The sequence below is a fragment of the Flavobacterium sinopsychrotolerans genome (assembly GCF_900110375.1).
Classification (GTDB): domain Bacteria; phylum Bacteroidota; class Bacteroidia; order Flavobacteriales; family Flavobacteriaceae; genus Flavobacterium; species Flavobacterium sinopsychrotolerans.
Map to the genome: position 1 here is coordinate 127772 of NZ_FODN01000008.1, position 16169 is coordinate 143940.

Here is a 16169-nt window from a genome sequence, read left to right on the forward strand (position 1 = left end):
ACATTTCAATCTTTTTTCAGCAAAATATTTTCATTTCTATTAGGGCTAAAAAAACCCGCAATCCAATTGAATTGCGGGTTCTAGATATAAATATTTTCAGATTATTACAATCCAAAAGCAGTTTTAACTTGATCAACAAAATCTAATTTTTCCCAAGTAAACAATTCAACAGTAACTGTTTTTTCGTTTCCACCCGGAGCAGAAAAAGTTTTAGTAACCGTTTCTGGAGTACGTCCCATGTGCCCGTAAGCAGCAGTTTCACTATAGATTGGGTTTCTTAATTTCAAACGTTGCTCAATAAAGTAAGGGCGCATATCAAAAATAGCTTCTACTTTTTTGGCAATTTCACCATTAGTCAAATTCACTTTTGAAGTTCCGTAGGTATCGATAAAAATACCCATTGGTTTTGCCACACCAATCGCATAGGAAACCTGTACTAAAATCTCGTCAGCAACACCCGCTGCAACTAGATTTTTAGCAATGTGACGTGTAGCATAAGCCGCACTTCTATCTACTTTACTTGGATCTTTTCCAGAGAATGCACCACCACCGTGAGCACCTTTTCCACCGTAAGTATCCACAATGATTTTTCTTCCTGTCAATCCAGTATCTCCGTGTGGTCCTCCAATTACGAATTTCCCGGTTGGGTTAATGTGGTATTGGATTGCATCGTTGAATAAATGAGCATGCGTTGGATTTTTTGCAATAATCCTTGGAATCAATATTTCAACAAGATCTTTTTTGATTTTTGCAAGCATCTTTGCTTCTTCGTCAAAATCATCATGTTGTGTCGAGATTACAATAGCATCAATACGAGTTGGCTTGTTGTCATCGCTATATTCCAAAGTTACTTGTGATTTAGCATCAGGACGCAAATACGTAATTTCGTTATTTTCACGTCTTAAAATAGCTAATTCCTGCAATAATTTATGAGATAAATCAAGTGCCAATGGCATGTAATTTTCAGTTTCATTAGTAGCGTAACCAAACATCATTCCTTGGTCACCAGCGCCTTGCTCTTCAGGATTTTTTCTGTCAACACCTTGGTTAATGTCAGCAGATTGTTCGTGAATAGCAGAAAGAATTCCACAAGAATTAGCTTCAAACATGTATTCGCTTTTCGTGTAACCAATTTTTCTGATTACGTCACGAGCGATTTGTTGTACGTCTAAATAAGTATTTGATTTTACTTCACCAGCCAAAATTACCTGGCCAGTAGTTACTAAAGTTTCGCAAGCTACTTTTGAGTCAGCATCAAATGCCAAAAAATTATCAATTAATGCATCCGAAATTTGATCTGCAATTTTGTCTGGATGTCCTTCGCTTACAGATTCTGACGTAAATAAATAGGCCATAATAATTATTATTTTAAAATTAAGCGAGAAAAAATAATTGCTGAAAAGGACTAAAGAAGAGTTTCTGCTTTAGCATTTTTTCTACTGAAAAATTTTCAGTATCCATAATGAATTGATTTCATTATGAAGAGGTTGCAATCAGTTCAAATTTTTCCTCTTGTATTCGGGTGCAAATGTATGAAACCATTTTGAATTGCAAATTAATCTTAACTTTTTTTTGCTGATAAATCTTTTTTTGGTTTAATTAAAGTAAAAAATAATTTTTTGAACATTACTGTTATTATTTTTTTGAAACTTATTTGGATATTAAAAAAATAATTTGCAAATTTGATTCTCTAAAAAAGTAAAAATGAAATTTAATATTTGTAACATGTTTAAAGTCGCGCAGGATAATTCCTGAGGGTCGCTTATTGCATAATTTTAAATTAAATTATATAGCAAAAGCTTCCCAGATAACGGGAAGCTTTTTTTTTGAACACAACAGAGATAATAGTACAGAAATATAAAATATAAATGAATAACCTAAAATTCCAGTTTACAAATAATTCAACTGTCAATAAGATGATTGCTGCAAATGCCACTATGTGTATTTGCGTCTGTTGATTCCAAAAGTATAAGTTTACAAACAACTTAAAACCCTTTTGGATATATATCTAAAAGGGTTTTTTGTTTTTCTGAATTTTTTAAATTTTAAAATAATAATTGCAATGAAATCAAAAATGAGTTTAAAAACCTAACACCTAAAAATTATGAGCACAACTAAGTATTTTCCAAAGACTTTTCAAGTATTGAAAAGTATTGACTTTAGGAATAAAAAAGAAAAGGAAAACAATTCTAAAAATGAACTGATTCATCCTAGATTCGAAATTTCAAAAAACGATGCTTTGGCACAAAAAATAGTGCCAAATTCATTACTTTTTTTAATGTATTCACAAGAGAATGAAGCGCTTTTTATTTAAGAAATCCGAATTTATTTTCGGTTTTGAGATCTTCAAAAAGGTATTTAAAATTGTTGTTTTGACGAGGTAAGAACTGTAATTAGTTTATGATACTTCGTCAAAATAACATTCCTATTTTTATTGTTTTCAGGTTTTTATTTGAACCAAACAAAAAAATCGATTGCGCATAAAAATTTGGTGGTTACAAAAAATAGTGGTTAATTTGCCTCATTAAGTTCACAAACGTATTGAAATGTTATAAAGAAAGGCAGAGGGATTAGACCCGATGAAGCCTTAGCAACCCTTCGATTTATCGAAGAAGGTGCTGCATTCTACCACGCCAAACGTGGAAAGATAACACTAAGAATTTGTCTAGATAACTCCTAGCTTTCTTTCTAATATTTCCAAACACAGGTCAAAAATCATAAAAGATTTGCAATTGGAAAATAAACCTACATCCATTACATTACAAAATTTCACCACCGAAAGTGGCGCTTTTTATGCTGTCTTAAACTTAAGTTTTCAAGTTTTTGGATTAGAATTGCATACCGCACCAATCGTTTTGGTCAATCATGCTTTAACCGGAAATTCGCATGTTGTGGGCGAAAATGGTTGGTGGAATGATTTAATTGGCGCCAACAAAACTATAGATACTACAAAATATACAATTCTCGCGTTTAATGTTCCCGGAAATGGATTTGATGGTTTTAGCATCGAAAATTATTCGGACTTTAATGCCAGAGATATTGCCAGAATTTTTATAGAAGGGATTCGGTTTCTAGAAATTAAAAAAATATACGCCATTATTGGTGGTTCTGTAGGTGGAGGAATTGCTTGGGAAATGGTCGCATTGGAACCAAAAATCACACAACATTTAATTCCTATTGCAACCGATTGGAAATCGACGGATTGGCTGATTGCCAATTGCTTTTTACAGGAACAAATTTTGAAAAATTCTTCGAAACCTATTGAAGATGCTCGAACTCATGCTATGTTGTGCTATAGAACTCCAGAATCTTTTGCTGCAAAATTTCAGAGAACTACCAATGAAGAATTGGCTATTTTTAATGTAGAAAGCTGGTTGTTACATCACGGTGAAAAATTACAGAAACGTTTTCAAATTTCATCGTACAAAATGATGAATCAATTATTGAAGACGATAGATGTTACCAGAAATAGTGCTTCGTTTGAAGAAATAACATCTCGAATTGAAGCTGAGATTCATATTATTGGAATCAATTCAGACTTGTTTTTTACGGCAAATGAAAATAAAGCAACCTACGAGGAATTAAAAAAATATAAAAATAAGGTCAGCTATCAAGAAATTGTTTCCATTCACGGACACGATGCTTTTTTGATAGAATACAAACAATTACACAATTTGCTTCAGGATATATTCTAAGCCAAAAAACACAACACAATGAAAATATTAAAATTTGGAGGTAAATCTTTATCGAATGGCGACGGAATAAATAAGGTTGTTGCGATTATAACCGATAAAGTAAATCAAGGAGAGGAAATTGCCATTGTAGTTTCAGCAAGAGGGAATGCCACAGATGAACTAGAAGAAATTTTAAAGGTTGCGGCTACTAATAAGGATTATAAACTGCTTTTTGAGGATTTTAAAAAATACCAACAAGATGAATATGAGAACGTGGATTTGTCTGAGGAATTCAATGTTCTTGAAAAATTATTCGAAGGTGTTAGTCTAATTGGCGATTACAGCAACAAAATAAAAGACCAGATTTTATCCAAGGGGGAATTGCTTTCTGCCAAATTACTGACAGCTATTCTCGTTGAAAATGGAATAAATGCTCGCTTTGCAGATACTAGAGAATTATTAAAAACAGATTCAAAATTTGGTGATGCGCAACCTTTGGAACAAATTTCAAAGAAAAACGTCATCAATTATTTTAAGGAGAATAATGGGACAACGGTAAATGTTATTACGGGTTTCATAGGTTCTAATAACAATAATGACACCACTACTTTAGGAAGAAATGGCAGTAATTATACTGCTTCGTTGATTGCGAATTACTTGAATGCTGAAGAGCTTCAAAACTACACACACGTAGATGGAATTTATACCGCAAATCCGGATTTAGTGCTTGATGCGAAGAAAATTGATCATTTGTCGTTTAACGAAGCCAATGAAATAGCCAATTTTGGTGCGACGATTCTTCATGCCAAAACGATAATTCCTTTATTGGAAAAAAATATTCCACTTCGTATTTTAAATACTTTCAACCACGAAAATAAAGGAACCTTAATCACTTCCAATTCGAACAAAGAAGGCATTAAAACACTTTCGGTACTTGAAAATGTTTCGTTAGTGAATCTGGAAGGAAGAGGATTATTAGGGAAAACTGGCGTTGATGCCCGTATTTTCAGAGTGATGGGTGACAATGATATTAGTGTGAGTATTATTTCTCAAGGTTCTTCAGAAAGAGGAATTGGTTTGGTAGTTGCTGCTGATAAAGCTACAAAAGCCATGATTGAATTGGAAAAAGAATTCGAGAATGATTTCTATTCGAAAGATGTGAATAAAATCACGGTAACCGATGATGTTTCGGTAATTTCAATCATTGGCCAGGATTTGAGTACGTTTCACAAGCCTTATACGGCGTTGATAAAAAATAAAATTGTCCCGATTCTTTTCAATAATACTGTTACGGGTAAGAACGTGAGTTTAGTGGTGAAAAAATCGCAACTGAACAAAGCCTTAAACGTTATTCACGGAGAGATTTTTGGAGTTTCAAAGAAAATCAATATCGCTATTTTCGGACATGGATTAGTGGGCGGAACGTTAATTAACCAAATATTGGAATCAGCTGCAACCATCGAAAAAAGAAAAGACATTAAACTAAATGTTTTTGCTATTGCCAATTCTAGTAATGTACTTTTAAATAAAAATGGGGTTACTCCAAATTGGAAAAATGAAATTCAAAATAATGGATTCTCTTATACTATTGATGATGTAATTGCGTACGCAAATGAGCATCACTTAGAGAATTTGATTGCGATTGATAACACGGCAAGTGCCACATTTGTTGAAAATTATATTCCTTTAGCAGAAAGTAGCTTTGATTTGATTTCATCCAATAAAGTAGCCAATACGTTGAGTTATAGTTTTTATAAAAAATTACGAAAAGTATTGGCAGATAATCAAAAGAGTTATCTTTATGAAACGAATGTGGGAGCGGGATTACCGTTGATTGATACAATTAAATTATTGCACCTTTCAGGTGAAAATATTACGAAGATTAAAGGTGTTTTCTCAGGAACATTGAGTTATTTGTTCAATAATTTTTCTGCAAAAGACGCTCCGTTCAGCGAAATATTGAAAGAAGCAATTGATAACGGATATACGGAGCCCGATCCAAGAGAGGACTTGTGCGGGAATGATGTAGGTAGAAAATTATTGATTTTGGCCAGGGAATTGGACTTGCAAAATGAATTTGAAGAAATTGATATTCAAAATTTAATTCCAGAACATTTGCGTGAAGGTGATGTTTCTGATTTTTTTAATAAATTGACAGAGTTTGATCCAATTTATGCTAAAATAAAAGCAGAGCAAAAACCAAATCACGTTTTAAGGTACATAGGCGAATTGTCAGGTGATTTGCAAAATGATAAAGGAAATCTGGAAGTGAAATTAGTTTCTGTACCATCTGATACGGCGCTGGGCGGATTGAAAGGTTCTGATTCTTTCTTCGAAATTTACACAGAATCGTATGGAGACCGACCAATCGTAATTCAAGGCGCAGGCGCAGGATCAGCAGTAACGGCAAGAGGTGTCTTTGGAGATATTTTAAGGTTGTCGGATAAAGGTTAATGATTTAAGATTGGGGATTTTTGAATTTAGATTTCAGATTGAATAAAAGAATTAAAGCAAATAGTAATGAAAATAACATTAAACAGAGTAAACGACAATTTCCATTTCGAATTAAAAAATGAAAGAGGACATATAGTTAACGTTGATAGCCGACCAGAATTTGGAGGAAATGATATGGGTGCAAGTCCAATGGAATTGGTATTGATGGGTGTTGCGGGTTGCAGCGCCATTGATATGATTTCAATTTTGAAAAAACAACGTCAGGAAATTACCTCTTTCAAAGCTGAGGTAGAAGGAGAACGTGTACAAGTTGGAGAAGCGAAACCATTCAAGGATATTCACATTGTGTTTTATTTGGAAGGGCCAATAAACGAAGAAAAAGCAGCCAGAGCCGCACAACTTTCTTTCGAAAAGTACTGTTCGGTTTCTAAAACATTAGAGCCAACAGCAACTATACATTACAAAGTAGTTTTGAATAATAAACCATTGTAGTTTAAGCAAAGTGTTTGGATTTAATGTTCCAAAAACTTTAAGCCTTAAACTTTAAACGAAAAAATAAAATGAACGATCAAGAATTTGGTTTTGAAACCCAAGCCATACGCAACCAATTAGAAAGAACACAATATTTAGAGCACTCAGTGCCTTTGTACTTAACGTCAAGTTTTGTATTTGAAGATGCCGAAGACATGCGTGCTTCTTTTGCCGAAGAAAAAGACAGGAATATTTACAGCCGTTATAGCAACCCAAACACCAACGAATTTGTTGATAAAGTTTGTGCTATGGAAGGTGCTGCAGCTGGTTTTGCCTTTGCATCCGGAATGGCTGCGGTGTATTCAACCTTGGCGGCTTTATTGAAATCTGGAGATCATATCGTTTCTTCCAGTAGTGTTTTTGGAGCCACACATTCGTTGTTCATTAATTATTTTCCAAAATGGAATATTGAAACTTCCTATTTTGATATTAACAAGCCTGAAACTATTGAAGGTTTGATTACGCCCGATACTAAGATTCTTTTTGCAGAATCACCTACCAATCCGGCAGTTGATATTATCGATTTGGAACTTTTAGGAACAATTGCCAAAAAACACAATTTAATTTTGATTATTGACAACTGCTTTGCAACGCCATACTTGCAACAACCTATAAAATGGGGTGCACATTTAGTAGTACATTCTGCGACAAAATTAATGGATGGTCAAGGGAGAGTTTTAGGCGGAATAACAGTTGGTGATGCTGAATTGATTCAGAAAATCTATTTATTTTCCCGACTTACAGGACCTTCGTTATCCCCATTTAATGCGTGGGTATTATCAAAAAGTTTAGAAACGTTGGCGATTCGTTTAGACAGACATTGTGAAAATGCCTTGAAAGTAGCGGAATTTTTAGAAAATCATCCGCAGGTGAATAAAGTGAAATATCCATTCTTGAAATCGCATCCGCAATATGAAATTGCACAAAAGCAAATGAAGTTGGGAGGAAACATTGTAGCTTTTGAAATCAAAGGAGGTATTGAAGCCGGAAGAAATTTTTTGGATAAAATAAGATTATGTTCCTTGTCACCAAATTTGGGCGACACCAGAACTATCGTAACGCATCCGGCATCAACAACACACAGTAAACTATCTGTTGAAGAACGTTTGGCAGTGAGTATTACGGATGGTTTGGTACGTGTTTCAGTTGGATTGGAAACTGTAAAAGATGTAATTGCTGATTTAGAGCAGGCTTTGTCTTAATGATTTTTGATTTGGGATTAACGATTTTGCCCCGAAGTTTGGGGAGCAGATTTCCAATCTAACAACAATCGTTAATCTCCTTTCACCATTTTTCATTCAAAAAGTATATTTTTGTTGCTACAATAAAAGACAAATAGATTTCTGATTTTGTAAAATCTGAAATCAAAAATCGTTAATCTTCAATCTTATATCTTTTTAAATGCTGTCTAAAAAAACAAAATACGGAATAAAAGCTCTTACTTTTTTGGCGCGCCAAAAAGATAATTCTCCGGTGCAAATAGCCGAGATAGCCAAGAGTGAGACTATTTCGATCAAGTTTTTAGAAAGTATTTTATTATTACTGCGCCATTCCGGTTTTTTGGGTGCCAAAAAAGGAAAAGGCGGTGGCTATTATTTGATAAAAGATCCCAAAGACATCAATATGGCTCATGTGTATCGCATTCTTGAAGGGCCAATTGCATTACTTCCTTGTGCCAGCCATAATTTTTATGAGCCTTGTTTGGACTGTTCAAATGAAGCTACTTGCGCGGTTCGGAAACTGATGATTGAGGTGCGCGATAATACCCTGAAAATTTTAGAGAGTAACACCTTGGCTGACATTGCCTTTTAAAGAATAAATCACAAAATAAATTTTGTAGTTAACTTAAAAGTTTTACTTTTGCACAATAATCTACTATTCCGATAGGGTAATGGATTTAAATATTAAAAACAGTTGAATTAAAAAAGCATGAGCAAAGAATTGAAAACCATTACTATCAATGAAAAATCGGAAACGACTTTTAAAGAACGCTTATGGGTTGTTATCCCTGTTGTTTTATTGGTAGGATTAATTTCTACATTGGTATACAATCATCATGCTGAATTTTCTTGGAATGGCCTAATAGCTGGTTTTAATCAAGAATTTTTAATCTTTTTCTGTATTGGTGTTTTTGCACAATTAGTCGACGGGACATTAGGAATGGGGTATGGAGCAACTTCTACTTCTTTTTTATTGGCGTATGGAATTCCACCAGCGATAAGCAGTACAGGTGTTCATGTTGCTGAAATGTTTACAACAGGAGCTTCGGCTATTTCTCATCATCGCTTTGGGAATATCAATAAAAAATTAGTCAGACATCTATTAATTCCGGGTGTTTTAGGTTCAATTGCAGGTGCGTATTTATTGTCGGATGTTATTGATGGGGATGCGATAAAGCCTTTTATTGCTGTGTATATGATAGGGTTGGCAATTATAATCATTAGAAAAGCAATGCAGAAAAACATCATTAAAAAGAAAACCAAGCGATTGAATATTTTAGCTTCTTTTGGAGGTTTTATGGATGCTGTTGGCGGTGGTGGCTGGGGGCCAATTGTAACTTCTACCTTATTAGGGCGCGGTAGAAATCCAAGATATACTATTGGTTCTGTCAATGCAGCGGAGTTTGCAGTAGCTTTTGCAAGTGGCGTAACTTTCATGCTTTTTGGAGGAATACAAGGATGGCAGGTGATTATAGGGTTAATTTTAGGTGGTGTGATTGCCGCTCCAATTGCCGCTATTTTAGTCAATAAAATAAAGAGAAAGCCTATGATGATTTTGGTAGGGATTTTAATTATTATTTTGAGTTTAAAAACACTGTCTAAATTATTATAAAGAGAAACGAAATTATGAGCATAGCAATAACCAATACTTTATTAGATAAAACAAAGGATTTTTCAATTGATGAAACTTTGGCTTTTTTGGCTAATGAATTTAAAGGCAAAGTAGTTTTTTCTACTTCTTTTGGACAGGAAGACCAAGTGATTACGGCTTTAATTGGAAAAAATAATTTACCTATTACCATTTTTACTTTAGATACGGGAAGATTATTTCAAGAGACTTATGATGTTTTTCATAAAACTTTAAAAAAGTATCAAATAGATATTAAAACTTATTTTCCGGAAACAAGTGCGGTTGAAGAGTTATTAAATCAAAAAGGCCCAAATAGCTTTTATGAATCAGTGGAGAATAGAAAAGAATGTTGTTTTATCCGAAAAGTGGCGCCTTTGACTAAAGCTTTGAAAGGAAATGAAATTTGGATTACGGGTTTGAGAGCAGAGCAATCCGAAAACAGAAATGATTTAGATCTTTTTGAATATGATGAAAAATTCGATATTATAAAATTCAATCCATTGTTAAAATGGACTTTAGAAGAGGTTCAGAAATATATAGACGATAACAATGTGCCACAAAATGCCTTGCACAAACAAGGTTTCGTGAGTATCGGTTGTGCGCCATGTACCAGAGCCATTACTGCGGATGAAGATATCCGAGCGGGAAGATGGTGGTGGGAATCCAGTCATAAAGAATGTGGTTTGCACCAGAAATAGAAAACAGAGGTTAGAATAAAGAGAAAAGAAAAAATAATAATAGTTAAGAGATTTTAGATGAGGTTCAACAGTCTTAAACTTTAAACTTTTAAAACAATAATAATGAGTACCATATTAAAAACAAATGCTTTAGAAAGCGAAGCGATATACATTTTTAGAGAAGTAATTTCTCAATTTGACAAGCCGGTTTTACTTTTCTCTGGTGGAAAAGATTCGATTACATTGGTGCGTTTAGCACAAAAAGCATTTTTCCCTGCAAAAATTCCTTTTCCATTGTTGCATGTAGACACGGGACATAACTTTCCGGAAACCATTGCTTTCAGAGATAAATTGGTTGCTGAATTAGGATTAGAATTAATCGTTCGTAATGTTCAGGATGCTATTGACGAAGGGAAAGTCGTAGAAGAATCAGGGAAATATTCCAGCAGAAATAGTCTGCAAACGACCACACTTTTGGATGCAATCGAAGAATTTAAATTTGATGCTTGTATTGGTGGTGCCCGTCGTGATGAAGAAAAAGCAAGAGCTAAAGAACGTATTTTTTCTGTTCGTGATGATTTTGGTCAATGGGATGAAAAAAACCAACGTCCGGAATTGTTTGATATTTTGAACGGAAAAATTGAAAATGGTCAAAACGTTCGTGTTTTCCCAATTTCGAACTGGACAGAACTGGATGTGTGGAGTTATATTGAGCAAGAGCACATCGAAATTCCATCGATTTACTTTTCACACAAACGTAAAGTATTCTTGAGAGACGGTATGATTTGGTCTCATTCTCCATTTGTGTACCAAGAAGAAGATGAAGAAATTGAAGAAAGAATTGTTCGTTTTAGAACCGTTGGCGATATGAGTTGTACTGCAGCTGTTGATTCTTACGCAGCAACCATTCAGGAAGTTGTAGGCGAAATCAGATCTTCCACTATTTCTGAAAGAGGAGCCAGAATTGATGACAAACGTTCTGAAGCCGCCATGGAGAAAAGAAAACAACAAGGGTACTTTTAGAAAATAATTATAAGTTATGAATTGTAAATTATGAATTGTTCCAAAAACATTTAAAATTTAAAATTCAACATTTAAAATAAAAAAATCAAATTTAGAAGTTTATATGAGGTGTTTTGAAAACCTTAAACTTTTAAACGTCAAACAAAAAACAAGGAATGGAAGTTTTAAAAATAGCAACAGCAGGAAGTGTAGATGACGGAAAGAGTACCTTAATCGGGAGATTATTATACGATACAAAATCGTTGACTACAGATAAGATTGAAGCAATAGAAAAAAGCAGCAAGCAAAAAGGATACGATTATTTAGATTTTTCTTTGGCTACCGATGGATTGGTTGCTGAGAGAGAACAAGGAATCACGATTGATGTGGCGCATATTTATTTTTCGACAGCCAAGAAAAGTTATATCATTGCCGATACTCCGGGTCACGTAGAATATACACGAAACATGGTTACGGGAGCTTCAACTTCGCAGGTTTCTATCATTTTGATTGATGCTCGTAAAGGAGTTATTGAGCAAACGTACAGACACTTTTTTATTAATAATTTATTGAGAGTAAAAGAAGTGATTGTTGCGGTAAATAAAATGGATTTGGTTGATTATTCCGAAGAAGTATACAACAAAATCAAAGCTGATTTTCAGGCATTGAACAGCAAAAGTTCATTCAAAGAGCAAAACGTAAGTTACATTCCGTTGAGTGCGATTAACGGAGGAAACGTTGCTGATAAATCGGAAAATATGCCTTGGTACACTGGACAAACAGTTTTGGAACATTTAGAAGCGTTAGAGCCAGAAGATGTTTTTGAAACAGGAAAAGCACGTTTCCCGGTTCAAACAGTTATCCGACCAAAAACGGAAGAGTATCATGATTTCAGAGGATATGCCGGAAAATTATACGGGAACAATATCAAAGTGGGTGATGCGGTAACGGTTCTTCCTTCTTTGACGGAATCTAAAGTGACTAATATTCACTTTTTTGATCAGCAATTTGATGAAGCGACTGCAGGTTCTTCGATTACTTTGGAACTGGAAAATGATATCAATGTAACAAGAGGCGACATGATTGTAAAATCGGATGAGTTGCCTAAAATCGAAAAAGATATCAATACAACGATTTGCTGGATGGACAGCAAAAAGTTAGTTCCAGGTGCTAAATATTTGGTACAACACAATACAAACAGAGTTTTGGCAAAAATAGAAAGCGTGAAAAACGTTATTGCTACAGATTATTCTGGAGTTACACCAGCGACTCAATTGGCTATAAATGAAATAGGCGAAGTAAATATTAAATTAAGCAAAGCTTTGTATTTTGATGCCTATAATGACAACAAATCAAACGGCGCTTTTATATTAATTGATGCTGCAACCAACACAACTGCTGGAGTTGGATTTATAAACTAAATCTAACTTTTGCCAAAAACAACACACAGATGGAAAGTTTTAGAACCGAAATAGAAAACCCGATTGTCCAAAAAGACATTATCGATTTAGAAAGAAAAATTGCTTTATTCCGTGACGGAAAAATAGATGATGAACGTTTCCGCAGCCTTCGTTTGGCGAGAGGAGTTTATGGTCAGCGTCAGGAAGGCGTACAAATGATTCGTATCAAATTGCCTTTTGGTAAAGTGACCAGCGAACAATTGTTGCGTATAACTAAAGTTTCTGATGAATATTCTACCGGACGTTTGCACATTACAACGCGTCAGGATATCCAAATTCACTATGTAAGTTTGGACAGAACACCACAACTTTGGGCTGAATTAGAAAAAGATGATGTTACACTTCGTGAAGCTTGTGGAAACACCGTAAGAAATATTACGGCCAGCGAAACAGCAGGAATTGATTCAGAAGAACCTTTTGACGTGTCGCCTTACGCGCATGCTATGTTTCAGTTTTTCTTGAGAAATCCGGTTTGTCAGGAAATGGGACGTAAATTCAAAATTTCATTTTCTTCTTCTGATAAAGATACGGCATTGAGTTATTTACACGATTTAGGATTTATTCCAAGAATTGTAAATGGCGAAAGAGGATTTAAAGTAATGCTAGGCGGAGGATTAGGTTCTCAACCAAGTCATGCGGAATTATTGTCTGAGTTTATTCCGGTAAACCAAATTATACCAACAACCGAAGGCGTTTTGAGAATTTTTGATCGCTATGGCGAAAGAGCGAAACGTTTGAAAGCACGTATGAAATTCTTAATCAAAGATTTGGGAAGAGACGAGTTTTTAAGATTGGTGGAAGAAGAGAAAAAAGCGTTGTCTCATCAAACAGTTGAAATCGACACGACTGCTTTTGATGGTGAAATACCTGCTTCTTTATTGGAAGTTCCAAAAGTAGTTGTTGAAGATACAGCTGCTTTCGAAGCTTGGAAAAAATCAAATGTAATTGCACAAAAACAAGTGGGTTATGTAGCGATTGGAATCAAAGTTTTATTAGGAGATTTTTATACGGATAAAGCAAGAGCATTAGCAGAATTAGTTAAAAATTATGCGGCTAATGAATTGCGTTTTACATTGAGACAAGACATTTTAATTCGAAACGTAAAAGAAGAAAATTTGCCGTTTTTCTACCAAGAATTAGCCAAATTAGATTTTGTGGCTTTGGGTTATAATACCATTTCAGATATTACGGCTTGTCCGGGAACAGATACGTGTAATTTAGGAATTGCAAGCAGTACCGGAATCGCAGTAGAATTGGAAAGGGTTTTAGAAACTGAATATCCACAATACAGCAACAATCAGGAAATCACGATTAAAATCAGTGGTTGTATGAATGCTTGTGGACAACACAATATGGCCGAAATTGGTTTTCAAGGAATGTCTATTAATTCAGGGAAATTAGTGGCACCAGCATTACAAGTGTTGCTAGGCGGAGGAAATTTAGGAAACGGAAACGGAAGATTTTCTGATAAAGTGATCAAAATTCCAAGCCGAAGAGGACCTGATGCGTTGCGTTTCATCTTAAATGATTTTGAAGCAAACGGAAACGGACAATCATTTTTGAATTATTATGATGCCAAAGGTGAGAAATACTTCTACGAATTTTTAAAACCATTAGCTGACATAACAAATCTTACCGAAGCTGATTTTGTAGATTGGGGAAATGCTGATAATTACGTGAAAGCAGTTGGAGTTGGAGAATGCGCTGGTGTAGTAATTGATTTAGTAGCTACTTTAATATTGGAAGCCAAAGACAAACTAACTTTCGCACAAGAAGCATTTGATGATGCAAAATGGGCTGATGCAATTTATTTGGCATACGCAGGATTTGTAAATGGAGCCAAAGCATTATTATTGGCTGAAAACCAAAAAACAAATCACCAAGCTGGAATTATCGATTTGTTTGATACGGTTTTCGTAGCAACGAATATCATTCAATTGAAGTCAACATTAAGAGATTTAGTATACCAAATCAATCAGAATGAACCTTCTGCTGAATTTGCACAAAATTACATTCAAGATGCAAGTGTCTTTTTTGAAGCAATTGAATCATACAGAGAAAAAGACTTAGCCGATGCTTAAAAAGATACAACCAATAGTAACGCTAGTGGGTGCGGGTCCAGGTGATCCGGATTTACTGACAATCAAAGGTGCAAAGGCACTGGCTGAGGCCAATGTCGTTTTGTATGACGCTTTGGCAAACGAAGAAATTTTAAGTTATGCTCCTAAAAAAGCAATTAAAATATTCGTTGGAAAAAGAAAAGGATGTCATGCCTATACGCAAGACCAAATCAACCAATTAATTGTAGATAACGCGCTTACCTACGGACATGTGGTTCGGTTAAAAGGCGGTGATCCATTTATCTTTGGTCGTGGCGGTGAGGAAATAGACTTTGTAGAAAGTTTTGGGATACCTACATTTGTAGTGCCTGGAATTTCATCGTCGATTGCCGTTCCTGCTTATCAAGGGATTTCATTGACCAAAAGAGGTGTTTCGGAAAGTTTTTGGGTAATTACGGGTACAACGTCTGATAGAAAATTATCAAATGATGTGGCTTTAGCAGCGCAATCATCGGCAACTGTTGTGATTTTGATGGGGATGAGCAAACTGTCTCAGATTATTGATTTGTTCCAAAAAGAATCTAAAGGCGAAACTCCCGTTGCGATTATTCAAAACGGAACTACTGCTCAGGAGAAAATTGGTGTTGGAACAATTAATACAATTCAACAGGTTGTAACCGAGAATAAATTAAGTTCGCCTGCCATAATTGTCATTGGAGAAGTAGTAAAAGAAAGTAATAAATTGAAAGGATTTTACGAAGAATTCATATCAAAAGAAATAAAGTAGCATTGGAAAGGAACGAATTATATCCAATATTTTTAAAATTACACAACCTCAACGTACTTATTGTGGGCGGCGGAAATGTGGGTTTAGAAAAGTTATCTTTTATGTTGAAATCAAGTCCAAACGCCAATGTTGAGGTGGTGGCACCAAAGTTTTTACCAGAACTGGAAAGCCTGGCTGCAAAACATCCTTCGGTACAATTGACGTATAGAAAATTCAATCGATGGATGCTTCGCAAACGCCACATGGTTATTGCTTGTACGGATGATTTGAAAGTCAATAAAAGGATTTATGATTTGTCCCGAAAAAGATATTTGATTTGCAATATTGCGGATACACCGCCATTATGTGATTATTATTTGGGCGGAATTGTAACCAAAGGAAATGTAAAAATCGCCATTTCAACCAACGGAAAATCACCAACAACTGCCAAAAGATTACGGGAGTTTTTTGAAGAAATCATTCCGGACGATATTAATAAAATGGTCGAAAATTTAAATGAATATCGCAAAACACTAAAAGGGAATTTCGAAGAAAAAGTACAAAAGATGAACGAAATTACCGAAGCATTAAAAAATAAAGAATAAAAGAATCACAAAATAACGAATGATATTTATCATTTATTTTTGAAAGAATCATTCGTTCATTTGTGAAAATAATAATAAGTAAGAACAAGT

General features: G+C 34.7%; 14 protein-coding genes and 1 riboswitch. Of the genes, 13 read left to right on the plus strand and 1 reads right to left on the minus strand.

Features of this window, described 5'->3' with window-relative positions:
* Positions 1–104: 104 nt before the first annotated feature.
* Entirely contained in the window at positions 105–1355 is a 1251-nt protein-coding gene (gene metK, locus BMX64_RS13655) for a methionine adenosyltransferase (protein WP_091173213.1), read from the minus strand.
* Between the two features lie 749 nt (positions 1356–2104).
* Between metK and BMX64_RS13660 the strand changes: the two genes are divergently transcribed.
* The 13 genes from BMX64_RS13660 to BMX64_RS13720 all read left to right on the plus strand — a co-directional run bounded on the left by BMX64_RS13660 (position 2105) and on the right by BMX64_RS13720 (position 16079).
* A complete protein-coding gene (locus tag BMX64_RS13660; RefSeq protein ID WP_091173216.1) occupies positions 2105–2314 on the plus strand; it encodes a hypothetical protein in 210 nt (69 codons plus the stop codon).
* Between the two features lie 232 nt (positions 2315–2546).
* Positions 2547–2654, plus strand: a riboswitch (SAM riboswitch).
* A 78-nt stretch (positions 2655–2732) separates the two neighbouring features.
* The gene (locus BMX64_RS13665) at positions 2733–3695 is read left to right on the plus strand and encodes an alpha/beta fold hydrolase (protein WP_244273305.1); all 963 of its coding nucleotides are present in this window, start codon (positions 2733–2735) and stop codon (positions 3693–3695) included.
* An 18-nt stretch (positions 3696–3713) separates the two neighbouring features.
* Positions 3714–6128 (plus strand): bifunctional aspartate kinase/homoserine dehydrogenase I, encoded by a 2415-nt coding sequence (thrA, locus tag BMX64_RS13670; protein ID WP_091173224.1) that lies wholly within the window; start codon positions 3714–3716, stop codon positions 6126–6128.
* A 66-nt stretch (positions 6129–6194) separates the two neighbouring features.
* Positions 6195–6620 (plus strand): OsmC family protein, encoded by a 426-nt coding sequence (locus BMX64_RS13675; RefSeq protein ID WP_091173227.1) that lies wholly within the window; start codon positions 6195–6197, stop codon positions 6618–6620.
* Positions 6621–6688: 68 nt separating this feature from the next.
* Positions 6689–7861 carry a trans-sulfuration enzyme family protein gene (locus BMX64_RS13680; protein ID WP_091173231.1) on the plus strand — a complete coding sequence of 391 codons (1173 nt, stop codon included), beginning with the start codon at positions 6689–6691 and terminating at the stop codon, positions 7859–7861.
* 199 nt (positions 7862–8060) lie between these two features.
* The gene (locus tag BMX64_RS13685; RefSeq protein WP_091173234.1) at positions 8061–8471 is read left to right on the plus strand and encodes an RrF2 family transcriptional regulator; all 411 of its coding nucleotides are present in this window, start codon (positions 8061–8063) and stop codon (positions 8469–8471) included.
* A 117-nt stretch (positions 8472–8588) separates the two neighbouring features.
* Positions 8589–9491 carry a sulfite exporter TauE/SafE family protein gene (locus BMX64_RS13690; protein ID WP_091173238.1) on the plus strand — a complete coding sequence of 301 codons (903 nt, stop codon included), beginning with the start codon at positions 8589–8591 and terminating at the stop codon, positions 9489–9491.
* A 14-nt stretch (positions 9492–9505) separates the two neighbouring features.
* The gene (locus BMX64_RS13695) at positions 9506–10207 is read left to right on the plus strand and encodes a phosphoadenylyl-sulfate reductase (protein WP_091173242.1); all 702 of its coding nucleotides are present in this window, start codon (positions 9506–9508) and stop codon (positions 10205–10207) included.
* A 102-nt stretch (positions 10208–10309) separates the two neighbouring features.
* Positions 10310–11209 carry a sulfate adenylyltransferase subunit CysD gene (gene cysD / locus BMX64_RS13700; protein ID WP_091173246.1) on the plus strand — a complete coding sequence of 300 codons (900 nt, stop codon included), beginning with the start codon at positions 10310–10312 and terminating at the stop codon, positions 11207–11209.
* Between the two features lie 155 nt (positions 11210–11364).
* Positions 11365–12609 (plus strand): sulfate adenylyltransferase subunit 1, encoded by a 1245-nt coding sequence (locus BMX64_RS13705; RefSeq protein WP_091173250.1) that lies wholly within the window; start codon positions 11365–11367, stop codon positions 12607–12609.
* Positions 12610–12638: 29 nt separating this feature from the next.
* A complete protein-coding gene (locus BMX64_RS13710; RefSeq protein ID WP_091173255.1) occupies positions 12639–14729 on the plus strand; it encodes a nitrite/sulfite reductase in 2091 nt (696 codons plus the stop codon).
* Positions 14722–15495, plus strand: a complete 774-nt coding sequence (cobA, locus tag BMX64_RS13715; protein ID WP_091173260.1) for a uroporphyrinogen-III C-methyltransferase — start codon at positions 14722–14724, stop codon at positions 15493–15495. Before BMX64_RS13710 ends, cobA begins: the two co-directional genes overlap by 8 nt.
* A gap of 2 nt (positions 15496–15497) precedes the next feature.
* Positions 15498–16079: a precorrin-2 dehydrogenase/sirohydrochlorin ferrochelatase family protein gene (locus BMX64_RS13720; protein ID WP_091173264.1), complete on the plus strand. Its 582-nt coding sequence runs from the start codon at positions 15498–15500 to the stop codon at positions 16077–16079.
* Positions 16080–16169 lie beyond the last annotated feature (90 nt).

Coding starts and splice junctions, on each gene's coding strand:
- metK (WP_091173213.1), bottom strand. CDS start 1,355: ATGGCCTATTTATTTACGTCAGAATCTGTAAGCGAAGGACATCCAGAC.
- BMX64_RS13660 (WP_091173216.1), top strand. CDS start 2,105: ATGAGCACAACTAAGTATTTTCCAAAGACTTTTCAAGTATTGAAAAGT.
- thrA (WP_091173224.1), top strand. CDS start 3,714: ATGAAAATATTAAAATTTGGAGGTAAATCTTTATCGAATGGCGACGGA.
- BMX64_RS13675 (WP_091173227.1), top strand. CDS start 6,195: ATGAAAATAACATTAAACAGAGTAAACGACAATTTCCATTTCGAATTA.
- BMX64_RS13680 (WP_091173231.1), top strand. CDS start 6,689: ATGAACGATCAAGAATTTGGTTTTGAAACCCAAGCCATACGCAACCAA.
- BMX64_RS13685 (WP_091173234.1), top strand. CDS start 8,061: ATGCTGTCTAAAAAAACAAAATACGGAATAAAAGCTCTTACTTTTTTG.
- BMX64_RS13690 (WP_091173238.1), top strand. CDS start 8,589: ATGAGCAAAGAATTGAAAACCATTACTATCAATGAAAAATCGGAAACG.
- BMX64_RS13695 (WP_091173242.1), top strand. CDS start 9,506: ATGAGCATAGCAATAACCAATACTTTATTAGATAAAACAAAGGATTTT.
- cysD (WP_091173246.1), top strand. CDS start 10,310: ATGAGTACCATATTAAAAACAAATGCTTTAGAAAGCGAAGCGATATAC.
- BMX64_RS13705 (WP_091173250.1), top strand. CDS start 11,365: ATGGAAGTTTTAAAAATAGCAACAGCAGGAAGTGTAGATGACGGAAAG.
- BMX64_RS13710 (WP_091173255.1), top strand. CDS start 12,639: ATGGAAAGTTTTAGAACCGAAATAGAAAACCCGATTGTCCAAAAAGAC.
- cobA (WP_091173260.1), top strand. CDS start 14,722: ATGCTTAAAAAGATACAACCAATAGTAACGCTAGTGGGTGCGGGTCCA.